The sequence below is a fragment of the Roseovarius mucosus DSM 17069 genome, assembly GCF_000768555.3.
Classification (GTDB): domain Bacteria; phylum Pseudomonadota; class Alphaproteobacteria; order Rhodobacterales; family Rhodobacteraceae; genus Roseovarius; species Roseovarius mucosus.
Genome location: NZ_KN293978.2, coordinates 1 through 18,961 on the forward strand (window position 1 = coordinate 1; position 18,961 = coordinate 18,961).

16 protein-coding genes and 1 tRNA gene are annotated in these 18,961 nt (G+C 62.3%); 10 read left to right on the top strand and 7 right to left on the bottom strand.

The window, feature by feature from the left end; translation table 11 throughout:
• The first annotated feature begins 111 nt into the window (after positions 1-111).
• A complete protein-coding gene (locus ROSMUC_RS07050; protein ID WP_146005678.1) occupies positions 112-1,590 on the top strand; it encodes a hypothetical protein in 1,479 nt (492 codons plus the stop codon).
• Positions 1,591-1,727: 137 nt separating this feature from the next.
• Here ROSMUC_RS07050 and ROSMUC_RS07055 read toward each other — a convergent pair.
• The 6 genes from ROSMUC_RS07055 to ROSMUC_RS07080 form a co-directional block, all read right to left on the bottom strand.
• Positions 1,728-1,804 (bottom strand) — tRNA-Arg (locus tag ROSMUC_RS07055).
• A 42-nt stretch (positions 1,805-1,846) separates the two neighbouring features.
• The gene (truA, locus tag ROSMUC_RS07060) at positions 1,847-2,623 is read right to left on the bottom strand and encodes a tRNA pseudouridine(38-40) synthase TruA (RefSeq protein WP_037271100.1); all 777 of its coding nucleotides are present in this window, start codon (positions 2,621-2,623) and stop codon (positions 1,847-1,849) included.
• 88 nt (positions 2,624-2,711) lie between these two features.
• A complete protein-coding gene (locus ROSMUC_RS07065; protein ID WP_037271101.1) occupies positions 2,712-4,199 on the bottom strand; it encodes a replicative DNA helicase in 1,488 nt (495 codons plus the stop codon).
• 248 nt (positions 4,200-4,447) lie between these two features.
• Positions 4,448-5,125 (bottom strand): orotate phosphoribosyltransferase, encoded by a 678-nt coding sequence (locus ROSMUC_RS07070; protein WP_037271104.1) that lies wholly within the window; start codon positions 5,123-5,125, stop codon positions 4,448-4,450.
• Positions 5,126-5,201: 76 nt separating this feature from the next.
• Entirely contained in the window at positions 5,202-6,239 is a 1,038-nt protein-coding gene (pyrC, locus tag ROSMUC_RS07075; protein WP_037271105.1) for a dihydroorotase, read from the bottom strand.
• A 45-nt stretch (positions 6,240-6,284) separates the two neighbouring features.
• On the bottom strand, positions 6,285-7,235 hold the full coding sequence (locus ROSMUC_RS07080) for a hypothetical protein (protein ID WP_037271108.1): 951 nt from the start codon (positions 7,233-7,235) through the stop codon (positions 6,285-6,287).
• A 202-nt stretch (positions 7,236-7,437) separates the two neighbouring features.
• Between ROSMUC_RS07080 and ROSMUC_RS07085 the strand changes: the two genes are divergently transcribed.
• From ROSMUC_RS07085 to ROSMUC_RS07125, 9 genes are all read left to right on the top strand, one after another.
• Positions 7,438-8,346 (top strand): AAA family ATPase, encoded by a 909-nt coding sequence (locus tag ROSMUC_RS07085; RefSeq protein ID WP_037271949.1) that lies wholly within the window; start codon positions 7,438-7,440, stop codon positions 8,344-8,346.
• A 58-nt stretch (positions 8,347-8,404) separates the two neighbouring features.
• A complete protein-coding gene (locus ROSMUC_RS07090) occupies positions 8,405-9,667 on the top strand; it encodes a vWA domain-containing protein (protein WP_037271109.1) in 1,263 nt (420 codons plus the stop codon).
• A 4-nt stretch (positions 9,668-9,671) separates the two neighbouring features.
• Entirely contained in the window at positions 9,672-10,634 is a 963-nt protein-coding gene (locus tag ROSMUC_RS07095; RefSeq protein WP_037271111.1) for an XdhC family protein, read from the top strand.
• On the top strand, positions 10,631-11,623 hold the full coding sequence (locus ROSMUC_RS07100; RefSeq protein WP_037271113.1) for a molybdopterin-binding protein: 993 nt from the start codon (positions 10,631-10,633) through the stop codon (positions 11,621-11,623). Before ROSMUC_RS07095 ends, ROSMUC_RS07100 begins: the two co-directional genes overlap by 4 nt.
• A 116-nt stretch (positions 11,624-11,739) precedes the next feature.
• On the top strand, positions 11,740-12,225 hold the full coding sequence (locus ROSMUC_RS07105; RefSeq protein ID WP_037271115.1) for a (2Fe-2S)-binding protein: 486 nt from the start codon (positions 11,740-11,742) through the stop codon (positions 12,223-12,225).
• Between the two features lie 120 nt (positions 12,226-12,345).
• On the top strand, positions 12,346-14,703 hold the full coding sequence (locus tag ROSMUC_RS07110) for a xanthine dehydrogenase family protein molybdopterin-binding subunit (protein WP_037271117.1): 2,358 nt from the start codon (positions 12,346-12,348) through the stop codon (positions 14,701-14,703).
• A 17-nt stretch (positions 14,704-14,720) separates the two neighbouring features.
• Complete coding sequence (locus ROSMUC_RS07115; protein ID WP_037271119.1) at positions 14,721-15,509, top strand: FAD binding domain-containing protein; 789 nt, start codon at positions 14,721-14,723, stop codon at positions 15,507-15,509.
• A gap of 74 nt (positions 15,510-15,583) precedes the next feature.
• Positions 15,584-16,615 carry a pyridoxal-phosphate dependent enzyme gene (locus tag ROSMUC_RS07120; RefSeq protein ID WP_037271120.1) on the top strand — a complete coding sequence of 344 codons (1,032 nt, stop codon included), beginning with the start codon at positions 15,584-15,586 and terminating at the stop codon, positions 16,613-16,615.
• Positions 16,612-17,742, top strand: a complete 1,131-nt coding sequence (locus ROSMUC_RS07125; RefSeq protein WP_037271121.1) for a M24 family metallopeptidase — start codon at positions 16,612-16,614, stop codon at positions 17,740-17,742. Before ROSMUC_RS07120 ends, ROSMUC_RS07125 begins: the two co-directional genes overlap by 4 nt.
• A 218-nt stretch (positions 17,743-17,960) precedes the next feature.
• On the opposite strand, the gene ROSMUC_RS07130 is transcribed toward ROSMUC_RS07125, so the two are convergent.
• Positions 17,961-18,866 (bottom strand): LysR family transcriptional regulator, encoded by a 906-nt coding sequence (locus ROSMUC_RS07130; RefSeq protein ID WP_037271122.1) that lies wholly within the window; start codon positions 18,864-18,866, stop codon positions 17,961-17,963.
• Between the last annotated feature and the right edge of the window lie 95 nt (positions 18,867-18,961).

The following is an 18,961-nucleotide window of genomic DNA, read 5'->3' on the forward strand; positions in this document are numbered from 1 at the left end:
GGGTCAATTTTAGATGATCATAACCCACCCAAGTGGGTCACTTTTGCATGCTGATTCACATGCTTGAGAGAAGATGCTGATGGGAGCGAGCGTCCCACGGAATCCATGTACATGCGTGGTGATTGGCAACTGCGTGGGAATGACATTTGTCTACGGCATAAAAAAACTCTCGTTCCTTTATGGAAACACTCTCACCCCGTTGCGCGAAGTACGGTTTCAGAACGCCTGACCGAGAATCTGAGCGACGTCATGTCGGGTTCTATAGACGGCGACGAGGTTCTGCCGTCGGAATATGACTACTGGCTTGAACAGCGCTTGGTGGATGGTACCGACCACACTTGGCTTGGCAGCATCGACCTTTACCCTGCCATAACATTCTGCGCTCTCTTGGGGGCCGAGCTCCTTCGAACAGATGCGGTGGCAGACAGCGCCGAAGGCCGTCCATCTGTAATTGGGTTCTTCGCTGCAAGAGAAGGGCCTGAGAAGATCGAGGAAGCTTTTTCCGAACTTCTTGCCCATGCAAAAGATACCGCTTTGGAACCTCGCGGGGTCTATGGATCATTGTTCATCCATTTCGACAGGGCATCGCGTGAGGACCCTGCCTTTTCCACCCTGCGCGACCTGCTCCGATCTCACATTTTCCGGTGTTGGCCGTTGGCAGCTGGTGAGAAGATTTTTGGTCAGAGCCTGATCTCTCGAAGGGTTCACTCGGTTGCAACAGCATCAGAGGAAACTGGTGTTGGACAGGCCTTATTGGACGATTTGTTGACGGAAGCCGGTGCGCTTCAGCCCGGAGATCCACGCGGGGCGAGGCAAAAGACTTTTGAGTTGGCCCCATTTGCTCAGCTTATCGCTGACATCCCCACATGGGTGGGGCCGATCGCGATGCAGAAAGCCATAGGAGCGACACGCGCCGAACTCCGTGCGTTAGTGGATGACAATGTTCTGGCGCCGCGATCGAACCTTCCCAAGGTGAAGTCTCCATGGAGCGCGGTCGACGGGACAGCCTTTCTGGAGCGCATGTTGAGTATGTCGCAACGGCATGTTTCGCTGTCAGAAAAGGGGTGGATTACCCTTCAAGCCGCCCGCAATCATTCGAGGCGCTCCCTCTCCGAAATCTTGAATGCGGTTGAGATCAAAAAGCTGACGATGGGCCAGTTGGAAGGAGATGGCGGCTATCACAGCCTTGTCGTGATGAAGGCTGAACTGGCGACACTCAACCGTGACGAACAAGTTGAGAGTAAAGCACGTGATCTTGTCCCGGCAGCCGCGTTTGGCCGAGAAATCGGGCTTCGAGGAAAAGATTCATTCCTGAACTTTGTCTCTGATGGACACTCACCCTCACAAAAGGCGCCACATCCTGTGACCGGTCAGGTCTTCTACTACCTGTCCCTTGAGGACATCGCTGCCTTTCGAAGCAGTTTCGTTACGCCATCAATGATGACGACCGAAACAGGAGCGCACAGGAATACGGTCGTCGCGGCCCTGACATCTCATCGCATAGAGCGCTTCACGCCTGGCGGAAAAGACTATGGGCCAATCTACTCGCGTGAAGCTGCCCAGCCTGCACTGGCGGCCTTGAGAAGGTAATTTTTAAATATTTATCAATGTCTTAGTGTAATTTTTCACCTAGGCCCAAGCTTCTATTTGCCCCGAGAATCGAGATTTTGCGCATGCTTCTGATTTCTTTTGCGCATGCTTCCCCTTTTTCTGGCTGTTAGGGTCATTGGCGATCCCGGGAGGACTCGAACCCCCAACATCCTGATTAGAAGTCAGGTGCTCTATCCAGTTGAGCTACGGGACCGCTGAGCAGGCTCTTAGCGTGCCAAGGGCGCAAGATCAAAGCCTAATCTTGGGCGGCAAAGGGGTCATGTTCATATCCGACCCCCGCGAGATAGAGACCATGAGGCGGGCAGACCGGGCCACAGGCCGCGCGGTCGCGGGCGTCGAGGGCGGCGCGCACCTGGTCGGGATGCCAAGACCCCGCACCCACGCGCTCGAGTGTGCCGACGATGCTGCGGACCTGATTGTGCAGAAAAGACCGCGCGCGCAGGCGAAAATGAATCTCGGTGCCTGCAGGCCCTGGTTGCTCTGAGATCTCGACCTCGTCCAAGGTCTTGATCGGGCTCGCGGCTTGGCAGATTGTCGAGCGGAAGGTGGTGAAATCATGCAGCCCGATCAGATGCCGCGCGCCAGCGCGCATCGCGGCGATGTCCAGTTTTGGCCGCACATGCCAAACCCGCCCGAAATCCAGCGTGACAGGTGCCCGCCGCGACATGATGCGAAACAGATACCGCCGCTCGTTTGCAGAAAACCTTGCGTGCCAGTCGTCGGAGACACGTGCGCAGTCTGTAATCGCCACAGGCAGCGGCTTCAGGTGATAGTTGAGCGCCTCTGACAGACGAAACGTGGCCCAATCCCGCGTCAGGTCGCAATGCGCCACCTGGGCCAGTGCATGCACGCCCGCATCGGTGCGTCCTGCCGCGGCGATGGTGTGGGGGCCAGGCTCGATACGCGACAGGGCGGCCTCGATTGCCCCCTGCACCGTTGGGTGTTCGACCTGCCGCTGCCAGCCGGCAAAGGGCGCGCCGTCATATTCGATCCGAAAAGCGTAGCGTGGCATGGGAGGCGGTTCTTGTTTCTGCGGAGGGGATCATCTGGCCTGAAATACCTCGGGGGCCCGGGGGCAGTGCCCCCATCCGGCGCAGGTGTCAATAGTCGGGAGTGCCGCCTTGCTGCCAGGGTTTGACCAGATTGCCAAAGCGGGTGAACTGCGCCTCAAAGCTCAATTCGACCGTGCCGATGGGGCCGTGACGCTGCTTGCCGATGATGACCTCGGCCTTGCCATGCAGCCGCGACATCGCCTCTTGCCACTCTGCCATCTTGTCCATTTCGTGATCGCCCGGTTTCTCACGTTCTTTGTAATACTCTTCGCGGAACACGAACATCACAACGTCGGCGTCCTGTTCGATCGAGCCGGATTCACGCAGGTCCGAGAGTTGTGGACGTTTGTCCTCGCGGCTTTCGACTTGGCGCGACAACTGCGAAAGGGCAATTACGGGGATGTTAAGTTCCTTGGCTATCGCCTTGAGGCCCATGGAAATTTCGCCGATTTCCTGCACCCGGTTGTCGGAGGAACCGCGCACCAGTTGCAGGTAGTCGACAATCAGCAGGTCAAGGCCATGGGTCCGCTTGAGGCGGCGTGCGCGGGCGGCCAATTGCGAGATCGGGATTGCCGCAGTGTCGTCGATATAGAGCGGGCAGGACTCGAGCGTCTTGGCCGCCTCGACAAAGCGGCGAAACTCGCTTTCGTCCATGTCGCCTTGGCGAATCTTGTGCGATGAGATTTCCGACGCCTCGGCCAGCACCCGTCCTGCCAGTTGCTCGGCGCTCATTTCGAGAGAGAAGAAGCCGACGACACCGCCATCCACAGCCCCTTGGGAGCCATCTGTCAGGGTGCCACGGCGATAGGCCTTGGCCACATTGAAGGCGATATTGGTGGCCAGCGAGGTCTTGCCCATCGAGGGGCGGCCGGCGAGAATCAGAAGATCTGACTTGTGCAGCCCGCCCAGTTTGCTGTCGAGATCGACCAGACCGGTCGAGATACCTGCGAGCCCGCCTTCGCGTTGATAGGCGGCGTTGGCCACGTTAACTGCGTCCGTTACCGCTTTGAGAAAGCTTTGAAATCCGCTCTCGGCCTGACCTTGTTCCGCGAGTTGGTAGAGCTTTTGCTCGGCCTCGACGATCTGATCCTTGGGCTCGCTGTCGACATTGACGCGCGCGGCCTTGCCCGCGATGTCATGCCCAAGGGCAATCAGCGCGCGGCGGATCGCCAGATCATAGATCATCTGCGCATAGTCGCGCACCGCGAAGGTCGAAATTGCGGCTCCGGCCAGTTTGGCCAGATAGGCGGCGCCACCAAGCTCTTTCAGCCCTTCGTCGTTTTCCAGAAAGGCGCGCAGGGTGACGGGCGAGGCGAGGTTGTTCTTGGCGATGCGGGCGGCGGCGGTCTCGAAAATGCGGGCGTGCACGGGGTCGTAGAAGTGTTGCGGCCCTATGATGGCGGCGATGCGGTCATAGACATCGTTGTTGGTCAGGATCGCGCCCAGAAGTTGCTGTTCGGCCTCGATGGAATGCGGCACACTTTCGGCGGATTGAATCTCGGCCCCGGTCGGATTGAAAGCGGTGATCTCGTTCATGCCTGCGTTCCCCGCGTGTCGGTTTTTTATCGGTTTTGTGTCGGTCGTGTTGGTTCGGCAGTTCTAGGCCAAGCACGGCGCGCGCGCCACTTGTATAAAGCTGTGGACGTTCGGCGGGATAAACCGGTGGATAGAGGGCAAGCCGCGTGCAGGCCACCCGTATCCTGCGTCTACATGACAGCATCCTACCATATCTGGAGGCGCTTGGCGATTCGAGCGGTGGGTTATCCTCAGCCCCTGGGGATAAATTATTTCTGGTGCGCCGCCTGCCATTTCCGGGGATCGCGTAGGAAATCCTCGACCGCGTTCAGGGTCGCGGCATCGAAAACCGCCTGCGCGCGGGCCTCGGCCAGAACATCCCACCACGTGCAAAGGTGATGCAGGGCGACGCCGTGATCGCCCAGGGTTTTCTCGGTCTCGGGGAAGATGCCGTAGTAAAAGATGACGGCCGTATGGCCGCAGGTGGCACCGGTCTCGCGAATGGCATCGACGAAGGAGAGTTTCGAGCCGCCATCCGTGGTCAGGTCCTCGACCAGAAGAACGCGCTGCCCCTCGGTCATGGCCCCTTCAATGCGGGCGTTGCGCCCATAGCCCTTGGGTTTCTTGCGTACATAGGTCATGGGCAGGGCCATGCGCTCGGCCACCAACGCTGCAAAGGGAATGCCCGCTGTCTCGCCGCCTGCGATATTGTCAAAGGCCTCGAACCCCGCGTCGCGCAGCACGGTGACGGTGAGAAAATCCATCAGGGTGCTGCGGATGCGCGGGTAGGAAATCAGCTTGCGGCAGTCGATATAGGTGGGTGAGGGCAGACCCGAGGCCAGCGTAAAGGGCGTGTCCGCGTTGAAATGCACCGCGCCGATTTCCAGCAGCATCCGGGCGGTGAGGCGGGCGATTTCATCCTTGGGCGGGTAGGTGGCAGGGATCATGACGGAGTCCTTGGTTTGGGCGCTGCGCCGGAGAGTTATGAGGCCTCCGGCGGGGGTATTAAAGGAACGATGACACTCAGGTCACGTGCCAGTCGAGCGTGAATCCGGGGTCAAAAATGGTGACGGGCCCATCGCCGGTGTCGATTTTTTTGGGGTATGTGATCGGGTCGCCCTTGGTCAAAGTCAGGGTGGTTTCATTGGCGGGCAGGCCATAGAAGGCCGGGCCGTTGAGGGATGTGAACGCCTCGAGCTGTGCGAGCGCGCCTTCCTCCTCGAACACATGCGCGAGGATTGACATCGTGTTGGTCGCGGTGAAACAGCCCGCGCAGCCACAGGCGCTTTCCTTGAGCGGATCAATATGCGGTGCGCTGTCAGTGCCCAAGAAGAACCGCGCATCACCCGAGGTGGCGGCGGCGCGCAGGGCAAGGCGATGTTCCTCGCGCTTGGCCACGGGCAGGCAGTAGTAGTGCGGCCTGATCCCGCCCACGAGGATATGGTTGCGGTTGATCACAAGGTGATGGGTGGTGATCGTGGCCCCCAGATCGTGGTCATGGGCGCGCACATAGTCCACGCCATTGGAGGTCGTGATATGTTCCATCACCACCCGCAGGCCGGGTGTGGCGCGGCGGACGGGATCGAGCACGCGGTCGATAAAGACCGCCTCGCGGTCGAAGATGTCGACGGTGGGGTCCGTCACCTCGCCATGCACGCAGAGCGGCAGGCCGATTTCTGCCATCTTTTCCAGCACGGCGCGCACCTTGTCGAAATCGCGCACGCCCGAGGCGGAATTGGTGGTGGCCCCGGCGGGGTAGAGCTTGACCGCTGAAACAAGCCCGCTGGCATGGGCGGCGGCCACATCCTCGGGGTCGGTTTCTTCGGTGAGATAAAGGGTCATCAGCGGGGTGAAATCCGCGTTCGCGGGCATGGCAGCCAGGATCCGCGCGCGGTAGGCGGCGGCATCTTGGCCCGTGACCACCGGCGGCACCAGATTGGGCATCACGATGGCGCGTGCAAAGTGCCGGGCGGTTTCTGGCAGAACGGCGCGCAGCATAGCACCATCGCGCAAATGCAGGTGCCAATCGTCGGGGCGGCGGAGGGTCAGGGTCTGGCTCATGGCTCTTGCGCATACACAATCGCGTGGGCCAAGACCAGAGGCCGCCTAGTCCTGCGCGACGTCTTTGTCAGGGGATTTCGAGAGCACATGCCGCAGGGCACGGCGGAAGCGGGGGCCACCCACACCTCGCGCGATGGCGTTACGGCAATGCAGGATGGTCAGATGATCCCGCTCATCGGCCATCAGGCGTTGCATGACGCTGGCGAGATAGGGCGTATCTTCGCGCCGTTTGCGATAAAGCTGTGCGAGGCTGAGCCGGGTGAGGCGGTTGGCGCTCAGTTGCGCCAGCAAGCGAAACAGCACGCCCATGCGCAAGAGCGCCGGTTCGATCTGATACCCCAGATAGCGGGTGCGGAATTTCATCACGTTGGGACGGGTGAAAAGCGCGGCATGCATGGCGTCAAGCTCGATCTCGGGATCGTAGAGCAAGACCGCCGAGGCGGCGGCATCGAGCATATCGGGCGCATAGCCATACCGGTCGCTGAACGACACGCGCCGCATGCGCAGGAATCGGTCGTCCCATTCGGCGACGCGCGGGTCCAGTGACGCCTGTGGGCTGAGCATCACCACCTTGGCACCGGGGGCCGACACGGAAAAGGCCGCGGCCGCATAACCGCAGGGACCCGCGCCGTAAAAGATCACCTGTTCGAAATCGTCAAAAAAGCCATCGTCGATCAGCCGGTCGAAATACCCATAGACCCGTTTGTCGCGAAACCATGTGTCGCGCTCGCTGATTAGGCAGAGATGCGACCAGCCTAGGGCCTTGGTCAGCGCCCAGCCTAGGGGCTGGGCCTGCGGCGAGAGCGTCGGCAGACGGTGAAACGCCTCGAAGGAGACGAGCAGCGTGGGCTTGCGTTCGATCAGAATGGCGGCGTGTCTGTCGCCCAGGCGCTCGGCATAGCCGTCATCGCCTGCCAACTCGTTGGCGCGCTCGCACCACGCGGCCCAATCCAGACCGGAGAGATCGGCGTCAAAGATATCGGCATTGTCCTGCATGGTCGCTCAAGTCCTCGATCGTCGCGGCACCGTTCGGATGCGGGCCTGTTGCACGTGAGAATGCCGGTGAAATCGGGCGAAACTTTGGAGAAAGCGTGGGCTTTCAAGGAAGGCTCGCACGATTAGGCGAGGGCGCTGCCCTTGACCCGGGGGCACTTGCGATGCAGTTCTGGTGCAGGCGACGGCAAGCGGAGGCTTTAGCGTGCAAAACCCCACATCCATTGACGCGGTGCAGCGCATTTTGGCAGAGCAGGATTATGTCTGTGGTCGGGCGTTGGGCACTGTCACCTATCTGGCGCTGACGCTGGGCCGTCCGCTCTTTCTCGAGGGCGAGGCCGGCACAGGCAAGACCGAGATCGCCAAGGCGCTGGCGCAGGCGCTGGGACGGCGGTTGATCCGCTTGCAATGCTACGAGGGGCTGGATGCCGCGAGCGCGGTTTACGAATGGAACTTCACCGGCCAGATGATCGCCATCCGCGCCGCTGAGGCATCCGGGGGCGTGGATCGCGGCCACCTCAAGGATGAGCTTTTCACCCAAGAGTTCCTGATCGAGCGCCCGCTCTTGCAGGCGATGCGCCCGCAGTCGGGCGGCGCTCCGGTGCTGCTCATCGACGAAATCGACCGCACGGACGAGCCGTTCGAGGCGTTTCTATTGGAGGCCCTCAGCGATTTTCAGGTGACGATCCCGGAATTGGGGACAATCCATGCGCCAGAGCCGCCGATCGTCATTCTCACCTCGAACCGCACCCGCGAGGTGCATGATGCGCTCAAACGGCGCTGTCTCTATCATTGGGTCGATTATCCGACTTTCGAACGTGAAATCGAGATATTGCAGGCCCGCGCGCCTGAAGCGGCAGAGGTGCTGAGCCGTGAAATCGTGGCCTTTGTGCAGCGATTGCGCACCGAGGATTTGTTCAAGAAGCCGGGGGTGGCGGAAACGATTGATTGGGCCAAATGCCTGCTGGCACTGGATGTGATCAGCCTGAGCCCCGAGGTGATTGCGGATACGCTAGGTGCGATCCTGAAATATCAGGACGATATTGCAAAATTGCAGGGCTCCGAGGCCAAGCGCCTGCTGGATGAGGTGCGCGCCGGGCTGGAACCGGCTTGATGGTTCATCTGGCTGAAAATACCTCGGGGGTGTGGGGGCAGCGCCCCCACGTCGCGCCATGACCGAATACGCGCCGCTCGACCTGCCCGACGATCCCAAGCTGAGCCATAACATCACCCATTTCGCGCGCGCGTTACGGGCGGCGGGCCTGCCGGTTGGGCCGGGGCGGGTGCTGGATGCGATCCGGGCGGTGGCCGCGGCGGGGTTCTCCAGCCGGATCGATTTCTTTTATACCCTGCGCGCCTGCCTGGTGACGCGCCCAGAGCATCTCATTGTTTTTGCGCAGATTTTCCGGCTCTACTGGCGCGACCCGCGTTACATGGAACATATGATGGCGATGATGCTACCCGCCATTCGTGGCGTGCAGGAGGACCGCAGCGCGCAGGCCGCAGAGAAGCGCGCGGCCGAGGCGCTGCTCGACGGGGTGATGCGCGATGCGCCGCAGATCGAAGAACACGACGATGACGAGGTGCAGATCGACATTGACGCAACCGCCACGATGTCGGGCGAGGAACGTCTGCGACGACTTGATTTCGAGCAGATGAGCACGGCAGAGGCGGCAGAGGCCAAGCGAATGTTGGCGCGGCTCACGCTGCCGGTGAAACCCTTCGCCTCGCGGCGCGGCATGGCTGCGCCGAACGGTGCGCGCATGGATGCGCGGCGGACGCTGCGCGCAGGCCTGCGACATGGGGGCGAGTTGCGCCGGATTCATTGGCAAAAGCCACGCGAGCGTTGGCCGAACCTCGTGGTGCTTTGCGATATTTCTGGTTCCATGAGCCAATACAGCCGTATGGTTTTGCATTTTCTCCATGCTGTCGCCAATCACAAGGGGGCGGGCTGGGCAAAGGTGCATGCCTTTACCTTCGGCACGCGACTGACCAATATCACCCGGCAACTGGCGACGCGGGATGTGGATGCAGCCCTTGCCGCTGCCGGAAAACAGGCGCAGGATTGGGAAGGTGGCACGCGCATCGGTGTCTGTCTGCATGCCTTCAATCGCGACTGGTCACGGCGGGTGATGGGGCAGGGGGCGGTGGTGCTCCTCATCACCGACGGGTTGGACCGCGATGCGCCCGAGGCGCTGAGCCATGAGATGGAGCGGCTGCACCTCAGCGCACGGCGGCTAATCTGGCTGAACCCGCTCTTGCGCTGGGAAGGATTCGCGCCCAAGGCCCGAGGGATCAAGGCGATGTTGCCGCATGTGGACGCGTTCCGTGCGGGCCATTCCATCGCAACGCTGGAGGACCTGGCCGAGGCCATCTCGCGCCGCGACGACAGCGGCGAAAAGGCGCGGCTGATGGCGGCAATGCAGGGGAGTTGAGACAATGGATCGCTTTGACGACATCCCGGAGACGGCGCTGGCCTGGCATCAGGCAGGCAAGGGGGCGGCCTTGGCGACAGTGGTCGAGACCTGGGGCAGCGCGCCGCGCCGGGTGGGCAGCCAATTGGCGATTTCCGGCGCCGGTGAGATCGCCGGATCGGTCTCGGGCGGCTGTGTCGAGGGGGCCGTGGTGGCCGAGGCGCTCGAGGCGATCGAGGTGGGGCGGTCGGTCATGCTGGAGTATGGCGTGTCGGATGGCGATGCGTTCGCCGTGGGGCTGGCCTGTGGCGGCACCATTCGGGTGTTGGTGGAACCCATCGGATCGGTGATGCCCGAGGCGCTGCTGGCCGATCTGGTGCTGGCACGGGAGGCGCGGCTGCCAGTGGCCTATGTCACCGGGCCGGGTGGGCGGCGGCTGGAGCGCGAGGGCCACGTGGCGCGATTTCGCATGGATCGCTCAGGCTTTGAGGACGATGGCGAGACCTTCGTGGCCATTCACAATCCGCCCTTGCGCCTCATTATCGTGGGGGCGGTGCATATTGCGCAGGCTCTCGTCCCGATGGCGCGGATTGGGGGCTATGATCCGCTGATCATCGACCCGCGCGACAGCTTTGCCTCTGAGGCGCGGTTTCCGGGCGAGACCGTGGTGCATGACTGGCCCGACGAGGGCGTGCGTGCCTTTGGTCTGGATGCGCGCACGGCGTTGGTGCTGCTGACGCATGACCCCAAGCTGGATGATCCTGCGCTGATCGAGGCGCTGCGTTCGGAGGTCTTTTACATCGGCGCGCTGGGATCGACCCGCACCCATGCCAAGCGGGTGGCGCGGTTGCAGGAGGCGGGCTTTGCCGAGGCCGACATTGCGCGGATTCATGGCCCCGTCGGGCTAAACATTGGTGCGGCGAACCCGTCCGAAATCGCGGTCAGCATTCTGGCCGAGATGACCCGCGTGCTGAGGCAAGGCGCATGAGATTTGGCCCCGTGCCCTTGGAGGAGGCGGAGGGCGGCATTCTTGCGCATTCCGAGCAGGTGGCGTCGGGACGATTGCGCAAGGGGGCCAGGCTGGATGCCGGGCAGATCACGGCGCTGCGCGCGGCGGGGTATCGCACGGTCACGGTGGCCATGCTGGACCCCGACGATATGCACGAAAATGAGGCCGCGGCGGGGTTGGCCGCAGCCTTGGCCGAGGGGGCGAGCGATGTGGTCTGCGGCGCGCCCTTTACAGGCAGGGTGAACCTGATGGCCGAGCGGCCCGGCGTGGTCTGCCTTGATGTGGCCGCGATTCATGCGGCCAATGCCGTCGATCCGATGATCACCGTGGCCACCGTGGTGCCGCATCATCAGGTTCATGCCGGCGGGATGATCGCCACGGTCAAGATCATCGCCTATGGTGTGCCGCGCGCGGCGCTGGAGCGGGCGGCAGAGGCTGCGCGCGGGGCGGTCCGTCTGGCAGTGGCGCGGTATCGCACCGCGAGCCTGATCATCACCGATCAGCCCGGCGGGCCGGGGGACAAGGGGCGTGATGCGATTGCGGCGCGTGTCACGGGCCTTGGCATGGAGATGGTGGAAACGGTGCTCTGTGCGCATGATGAGGCGGCCTTGGCGGCGGCGATTGTCGCGGCCAAGGGCGAGATCGTGCTGATTCTCACCGCGTCGGCCACGTCGGACCCCTTTGACACCGCGCCGCAGGCGCTGCGCGCGGCTGGCGGGATGGTGGAGCGGTTCGGTATGCCCGTGGACCCCGGCAACCTGCTCTTTCTGGGCCGCGTTGGTGCGCGTCCTGTCATCGGCCTGCCCGGATCGGCGCGCAGCCCCGTTCTGCATGGCGCGGATTGGGTGCTGGCACGGGTGGCTTGTGGTCTGCCCTGCGGTGCCGCCGAAATCGCCGCAATGGGTGTGGGCGGGCTGCTCAAGGAAATTCCGACCCGGCCTCAGCCGCGCCGTGGTGGCCGTGGCTGAGGCGCAAGAAACCGGGTTCTCAAGTCGTGGGAGGCATGCTTTAGTCGCACTGGACAGCAGGGCCTTTCCTACTAAGGTCCTATGTGGAGACCGACAATTCAAACCGGGAGGAGCCAATGCCTGAGGTCAAGATGACCGTGAATGGCAAGCCAGCGTCGGGCCAAATCGAGGGCCGCACGCTTCTTGTCGAATTTCTGAGAGAGACCCTTGGCCTGACGGGCACGCATGTGGGCTGTGACACCAGCCAATGTGGGGCCTGCGTGGTGCATGTCGATGGCAAGGCCGTGAAATCCTGCACCATGTTCGCGGCTGAGGCGGAGGGCGCCGAGATCAAGACGATCGAGGGCATGGCCGAGCCGGATGGCACACTGCATCCGATCCAGCAGGCGTTTCAGGATCATCACGGGTTGCAATGCGGGTTCTGCACGCCGGGCATGGTGATGTCTGCGGCGGCGCTTCTGGCCGAAAACCCGACGCCGACAGAGGCGGAGGTGCGGGATTATCTTGAGGGCAATCTCTGCCGCTGCACGGGCTATCACAACATCGTCAAGGCGATCTTGGCCGCCAGCGGTCAAGACGTGAGCCGTATCGCGGCGGAATAACCGAAACACTGGGGGCGCCGCCCCCGCGCCTGCGGCGCTCCCCCGGAGTAGTTCTGGAACAGTGAGTGCGCTGAGGGTGATCATGGGGGCAGACCCCGTTCGATCAGGGAGGAGAACGACATGCCGAAAGACGGAGGCATTGGCGCCAGCACCAAGCGGCGCGAGGATATCCGGTTTCTGACCGGAAACGGCAATTACACCGATGACATCAATCTGCGCGGGCAGGCCTATGTGCATTTCCTGCGTTCGGATGTGGCGCACGGGCGGCTGAACAAGGTGGATACCAGCGCCGCCGAGGCCATGCCGGGGGTCTTGCGGATTTTTACCGGCAAGGATTTCGAAGGTGTGGGCGGCCTGCCCTGCGGCTGGCAGGTCACCGACCGCTTTGGCGAGGTGATGCAGGAGCCGGGACATCCGGTGCTGGCACAAGGCAAGGTGCGTCATGTGGGGGATCCGATTGCCGCCGTGGTGGCCGAGACCTATGCGCAGGCGCGCGATGCGGCCGAGGCGATCGAGCTCGATATCGAGGAACTGCCAGCGGTCGTGGACATGAAGAAAGCCCTCGAAGAGGGCGCCCCCTTGGTGCATGACGAGTTGAAGAACAACCTCTGTTATGACTGGGGCTTTGTCGAAGAGAACAAAGGCGCGGTGGACGAGGCCTTTGCCAAGGCGGCGCATGTCACCACGCTCGAGTTGATCAACAACCGGCTGGTGGCCAATCCGATGGAGCCGCGCGTGGCGGTGGGCGATTTCAACCGCTCGACCGGCGACTCGACGCTCTATACAACGAGCCAAAACCCGCATGTGATCCGTCTCTTGATGGGCGCGTTCGTCTTGGGCATCCCGGAGCATAAATTGCGCGTGGTGGCCCCCGATGTGGGTGGCGGCTTTGGCTCGAAAATCTTTCACTACGCGGAAGAGGCGTTTTGCACCTTTGCCGCCAAGGCGCTCAACCGCCCTGTGAAATGGACCTGTTCGCGGTCCGAGGCCTTCATGACCGATGCCCATGGGCGCGATCACGTGACCAAGATCGAACTGGCGCTGGATGCGGAGAACAATTTTACCGCCATCCGCACCGATACCTACGCCAATATGGGCGCCTATCTCAGCACCTTTGCGCCGTCGGTGCCAACTTGGCTACACGGCACGCTGATGGCGGGGAATTACCGCACGCCGCTGATCTATGTGAACGTCAAGGCAGTGTTCACGAATACCGTGCCGGTGGATGCCTATCGCGGCGCGGGCCGTCCCGAGGCGACCTATCAATTGGAGCGCGTGATCGACAAGGCGGCGCGCGAACTGGGCGTTGATCCCATCGGGCTGCGGCGCCAGAATTTCATCACCCAGTTCCCCTATGCCACGCCCGTGGCGGTGGAATACGACACCGGCGATTATCATGCCACCATGGACAAGCTCGAAGAGATCGCGGATTTCAGCGGATTTGAGGCGCGGCGCAAGGCGAGTGCGGCCAAGGGCAAGCTGCGCGGTCTGGGTATCAATTGCTACATCGAGGCTTGCGGCATCGCGCCGTCGAACCTTGTGGGGCAATTGGGCGCGCGCGCGGGTCTCTATGAGAGTGCCACGGTACGTGTCAATGCCACGGGCGGTCTAGTGGTCATGACCGGCAGTCACAGCCACGGGCAGGGGCATGAGACCTCTTTCGCACAAGTGGTGGCCGAGATGATCGGAATTGACGCCAATATGGTCGAGATCGTGCATGGCGACACTGCCAATACGCCGATGGGCATGGGCACCTATGGCAGCCGCTCGATTGCCGTGGGCGGGTCGGCCATGGTGCGCGCAACCGAAAAGATCATCAACAAGGCCAAGAAGATCGCAGCGCATCTGATGGAAGCCTCTGAAGCCGATATCGAGTTGAAAGATGGCAAGTTCAGCGTGGCAGGTACGGACAAATCCGTTGCCTGGGGCGATGTGACCCTCGCCGCCTATGTGCCGCACAACTATCCGCTGGCGGATATCGAGCCTGGGCTGGAAGAGACGGCGTTTTACGATCCGTCGAACTTCACCTATCCCTCTGGGGCCTACGCCTGTGAGGTCGAGGTGGATCCGGACACGGGCAAGGTGACGATCGAGCGCTTTGCCGCTGCGGACGATTTCGGCAATATCATCAATCCGATGATCGTGTCGGGGCAGGTGCATGGTGGCATTGGTCAAGGAATTGGCCAGGCGCTGCTCGAATCCTGCGTCTATGACGAGAACGGGCAGCTTCAGACCGGCTCTTACATGGATTATGCCATGCCCCGCGCCGACGATGTGCCGTTCTATCAGGTGGATCATTCCTGTCAGACGCCCTGCACGCACAACCCCTTGGGCGTCAAGGGCTGTGGCGAGGCCGGGGCCATCGGCAGCCCGCCTGCAGTGGTCAATGCGGTGATTGATGCGCTGCAACGGTCCGGGCGGAACATCACCCATATTGATATGCCGCTGTCGCCGTCGCGCGTCTGGCAAGCGATGTAAGGGTAAGGAGAGCGATCATGTATGCATTCGATATCGAACGTCCCGCTACCATCGCTGATGCCATATCGGCTCTGGGCACGGAAGAGGCGCAGGCGCTGGGCGGGGGGCAGACCCTGATTCCGACGCTGAAGCAACGTCTGGCCGCACCTGCCAAGCTGGTGTGCCTGTCGGCGATCAAAGAGATGCAGGGGATTTGCACCGCTGATGACGGCGCGCTCTGCATTGGTGGGGGAACCACCCACGCCGAAGTTGCGGCGGGGGCTGGCGTCTATCCGGCGCTCGCATCGCTCGCGGCACATATCGGCGATCCGGCGGTGCGCAACCGGGGCACCATCGGTGGCAGTCTGGCCAATAATGACCCCTCCGCCTGTTACCCGGCGGCGGTTCTGGGATCAGGGGCGACGGTGATCACCTCAAACCGCAGCATCGCGGCGGATGACTATTTTCAGGGCATGTTCACCACGGCCCTTGAGGATGGCGAGATCATCACCGAAGTGCGCTTTCCCGTGCCGGAGAAAGCCAGCTATCAGAAGTTCGAGCAACCGGCTTCGCGCTTTGCCCTCGTTGGCGTGTTTGTTGCCAAATACGCAGACGGCGTGCGTGTGGCGGTGACGGGCGCCTCGGAAGAGGGCGTGTTCCGCTGGACCGAGGCCGAGGCGGCGCTTTCGGGCAACTTTGCGCCTGAGGCTTTGGAGGGGCTTACCCTTTCGGGGGATGGCATGATCTCGGACCTGCACGGATCAGGTGCCTACCGCGCGCATCTGGTGGGCGTCATGGCGCGGAGGGCGGTTGCGGCGGCAAGTTGAGCGCTGTTAGAATACGATGAGGTATGAAATGGCGGGTCTCTGGCCCGCCATTTTCTCGAGGGACAGGGGGCGATATGCACGAGATCGACAATCCGTGGCGTGGCAAGGGCTTGCCCGAGGCGGTGCTGACGGGGGCGCCATGGCCGAGTGTGGACGCGAACGCGGTGCTCGGGCTGTTGGGGCGGTGCCCGGCGGCGGCTGAAACGCCGCTGGTGCCTGTGGCAGGATTCGCGGCAAAGGTCTGGGCCAAGGATGAGCGCGGGCGCATGGGGCTGGGCAGTTTCAAGGCGTTGGGCGCGGCTTATGTGATCGCCCATGAGGCGGCAGAGACCGGGGCCGCGGATATGTCCTGCGCGCTGGCGGGACGCACCTATGTGACGGCGAGTGCGGGCAATCACGGCATGTCGGTGGCGGCCGGGGCGCGGCTCTTTGGGGCGCGGGCGGTGATCTATCTGGCAGAAACCGTGCCCGAGAGTTTTGCCGCGCGGCTGCGCGGCAAAGGGGCAGTGGTGGTGCGCGAGGGCGCGGATTACGAGGCCAGCATGGTCGCTGCGGGGCGTGCGGCGCTGGATCAGGGCTGGACGCTGCTATCGGATAGTTCCTGGCCCGGCTACTTTGATCTGCCACATCGGTTGATGGAGGGCTATCTTGCGATGGCCGAGGAAGCCGCGCGCCAGATGCCGGAGGTGCCCACCCATATCCTCTTGCAGGCGGGTGTTGGTGGGCTCGCCGGGGCCTGTGCGGCATGGTTCCGGCAGATCTGGGGCGCGACGCCCCGGATCATCGTGGTGGAGCCTGACCGCGCGCCCGCCCTTTTCGAGAGCATCCGCGCGGGGCGACCTGTTGAGACAGCCGGGCCGGTGTCGAACATGGGGCGGCTTGATTGCAAGGTGCCATCGCTCATTGCACTCAAGGGCTTGGCGCGGGATGCGGATGTATTCGTGACGATCACGGACGACGAGGCCGAGGCGGTGTTGGAGGGATTGGCCGCACAAGGGCTGGCCACGACGCCGTCCGGCGCGGCGGGGGTGGCGGCGCTGGCGGGTTTGGCGCTTGGGGCCGATGCACGGGTGCTGTGCATCCTGAGTGAAGGGCCCGAAGCATGAGGCGCGGGTTCGCGCCGGAGGAGTATCAGGCGCGGCTGCGTGCGGCACAATCCGGCATGGCCGAGGTAGGGCTTGGCGCGCTCTTGCTGACGACAGAGCCGGAAATCCGCTATTTCACCGGCTTTCTGACCCGGTTCTGGGAAAGCCCGAGCCGCCCGTGGTTTCTGATCCTGCCTGTGATGGGCGATCCGGTGGCGGTGATCCCTGCGATTGGCGCGCCCTTGATGGGGCGAACCTGGGTAAGGGACATTCGCACTTGGGCTGCCCCCGACCCCGAGGATGATGGCGTGTCGCTCTTGGCCGACACGCTGCGCGAGATTGGCGGTCCTGTGGGTGTGCCTTCTGGCCCCGAAAGCCACTTGCGCATGCCTTTGGCGGAATTCGAGCGGGTGAAACGGGCGAGTGCGCTTGTGTTTCGCGATGATGCCGGGATCGTGGCGGGGCTGCGTGCCGTCAAATCCGAGGCTGAGATCGTCAAGATCGCGCATAGTTGCGCGATTGCCGGGCGCGCCTTTGACCGTGTGGGCGAGATTGCGCAGCCGGGCGTGCCGCTCAGCACGGTCTTTCGCAATTTTCAGCGGCTTTTGCTGGAGGAAGGGGCGGATTGGGTGCCCTATATCGCGGGGGGTGCCGGGCCAATGGGCTATGCCGATGTGATCTCGCCTGCGGGGGAGGTGCCGCTTTCGACGGGCGATGTGCTCATGCTCGATACCGGCGCGGTTTGGGATGGGTATTTCTGCGATTATGACCGGAATTTCGCGATTGGTCATGCCACGGCAGAGCAGAGCGCTGCCCATGCGCGGTTGATCGAGGCGGCGGAGGCCGGGGAAGAGGCGGCGCGCGCAGGCGCGACAGCCTCTGACGTCTGGCGGGCAATGGCGCGGATCACGGGCAGCGATGAAACCTCGGGTCGTCTGGGGCATGGGCTGGGCATGCAGCTGACAGAAGGTCTGTCGTTGACACACAAGGATCATAGCGTGCTCAAGCCCGGCATGGTGATCACGCTTGAGCCTGGCCTAGAGCTCGCGCCGGGCATGATCATGGTGCATGAGGAGAACATCGTGATCCGCGAGGGTAGGGCACAACGCCTGTCCCGTTTCGCGGCATCGACCCTGCCGGTGATCTGAGCGGTCTGCCTCAAATTGCGGCGGAACGAAAAAAAAGGCCGAGCACTAAGCTCGGCCGAAGTCCAACAGGGAGGTATGAAGGTGACCGCCTTGCGGCTATCACCGTCACGATTGGCAAATAAGGGCGCAGTTCTGACCAATCAAGATTAAAATTGCCGCAGGTGCATCATGCCCGCTATGCGGTTTGCGCATGGCTGGGGCATGATCTGCGCGAAACCTCAGCTAACCGCCTGTTCCTTAAGCGTTTTGCGATAGGATATGATTTCGTCCTGCACAAAGTCGCGAAAGGCGGCAATCCGCTTGGAGTGGCGCAACTCCTCAGGATAGGCGAGAAAAACCGGCACTTCGACCGATTGCACTTCGGGGAGGACGCGGACAAGCTGTGGAAAATCGCGGGTCAGGTAATCGGGCAGCACACCGATCCCGAGATTATTGAGCACGCCCTGAAGCACGCCAAAGTAGTTGTTGACGGTCAAAAGTGTGGAGATGTCATTGGTCATCAACTCATTCACCAGCATCGCGCCTGCGCCCACCTGTGCCGAGCGCGGGTTCTGACAGATCAGGCGGTGCGCGCTCATGTCATCAAGCGAGGTGGGCTCGCCTCGCGCATCGAGATAGGCTTGGGTGGCATAGAGGCACATATGCACACTCATCAGGCGCTTGCGGATGAGGTCGGCCTGCGAGGGTTCCTTCATGCGAATGGCGACATCGGCCTCGCGCATGGGCAGGTCGAGCACGCGTTCTTCGAGCATGAGGTCGATTTTGAGGTCGGGATACTTTTCGTAGAGTTTGGGAAGGCGTGGGGCAAGCCAGAGCGTGCCAAATCCAGTGGTGGTGGTGACGCGCAGATCGCCGAACACCTCTTCTTCGCTATCGCGAATGCGGGCGGTGGCGGCGTCGAGACGTTTCATCATCGCGCGGGTGGCGTCGAACAGCAATTCCCCCTGTTCGGTGAGAATCAGCCCGCGTGCGTGGCGGTGGAAAAGCGTGGCGTTGAGTGATTCCTCAAGCGCGCGCACCTGCCGACTGACCGCGGATTGCGAGAGGTGCAGTTGCTCTCCGGCATGGGTGAGACTGCCCGCATCCGCGACGGCATGAAAGATTCTGAGCTTGTCCCAATCCATAACTTTCGCTTTCTTATGAAGCCGACACCGATAACGTAATAGCAGATAATCATCCATCTCTTATAGGACAGCTGCGACATTTTCACAAAATTCTC

What these genes read in the sequence shown, in the direction of transcription:
- ROSMUC_RS07050 (WP_146005678.1), top strand. Translation starts at nt 112, where the DNA reads ATGCGTGGTGATTGGCAACTGCGTGGGAATGACATTTGTCTACGGCAT.
- truA (WP_037271100.1), bottom strand. Translation starts at nt 2,623, where the DNA reads ATGCCACGCTACGCTTTTCGGATCGAATATGACGGCGCGCCCTTTGCC.
- ROSMUC_RS07065 (WP_037271101.1), bottom strand. Translation starts at nt 4,199, where the DNA reads ATGAACGAGATCACCGCTTTCAATCCGACCGGGGCCGAGATTCAATCC.
- ROSMUC_RS07070 (WP_037271104.1), bottom strand. Translation starts at nt 5,125, where the DNA reads ATGATCCCTGCCACCTACCCGCCCAAGGATGAAATCGCCCGCCTCACC.
- pyrC (WP_037271105.1), bottom strand. Translation starts at nt 6,239, where the DNA reads ATGAGCCAGACCCTGACCCTCCGCCGCCCCGACGATTGGCACCTGCAT.
- ROSMUC_RS07080 (WP_037271108.1), bottom strand. Translation starts at nt 7,235, where the DNA reads ATGCAGGACAATGCCGATATCTTTGACGCCGATCTCTCCGGTCTGGAT.
- ROSMUC_RS07090 (WP_037271109.1), top strand. Translation starts at nt 8,405, where the DNA reads ATGACCGAATACGCGCCGCTCGACCTGCCCGACGATCCCAAGCTGAGC.
- ROSMUC_RS07095 (WP_037271111.1), top strand. Translation starts at nt 9,672, where the DNA reads ATGGATCGCTTTGACGACATCCCGGAGACGGCGCTGGCCTGGCATCAG.
- ROSMUC_RS07100 (WP_037271113.1), top strand. Translation starts at nt 10,631, where the DNA reads ATGAGATTTGGCCCCGTGCCCTTGGAGGAGGCGGAGGGCGGCATTCTT.
- ROSMUC_RS07105 (WP_037271115.1), top strand. Translation starts at nt 11,740, where the DNA reads ATGCCTGAGGTCAAGATGACCGTGAATGGCAAGCCAGCGTCGGGCCAA.
- ROSMUC_RS07110 (WP_037271117.1), top strand. Translation starts at nt 12,346, where the DNA reads ATGCCGAAAGACGGAGGCATTGGCGCCAGCACCAAGCGGCGCGAGGAT.
- ROSMUC_RS07115 (WP_037271119.1), top strand. Translation starts at nt 14,721, where the DNA reads ATGTATGCATTCGATATCGAACGTCCCGCTACCATCGCTGATGCCATA.
- ROSMUC_RS07120 (WP_037271120.1), top strand. Translation starts at nt 15,584, where the DNA reads ATGCACGAGATCGACAATCCGTGGCGTGGCAAGGGCTTGCCCGAGGCG.
- ROSMUC_RS07125 (WP_037271121.1), top strand. Translation starts at nt 16,612, where the DNA reads ATGAGGCGCGGGTTCGCGCCGGAGGAGTATCAGGCGCGGCTGCGTGCG.
- ROSMUC_RS07130 (WP_037271122.1), bottom strand. Translation starts at nt 18,866, where the DNA reads ATGGATTGGGACAAGCTCAGAATCTTTCATGCCGTCGCGGATGCGGGC.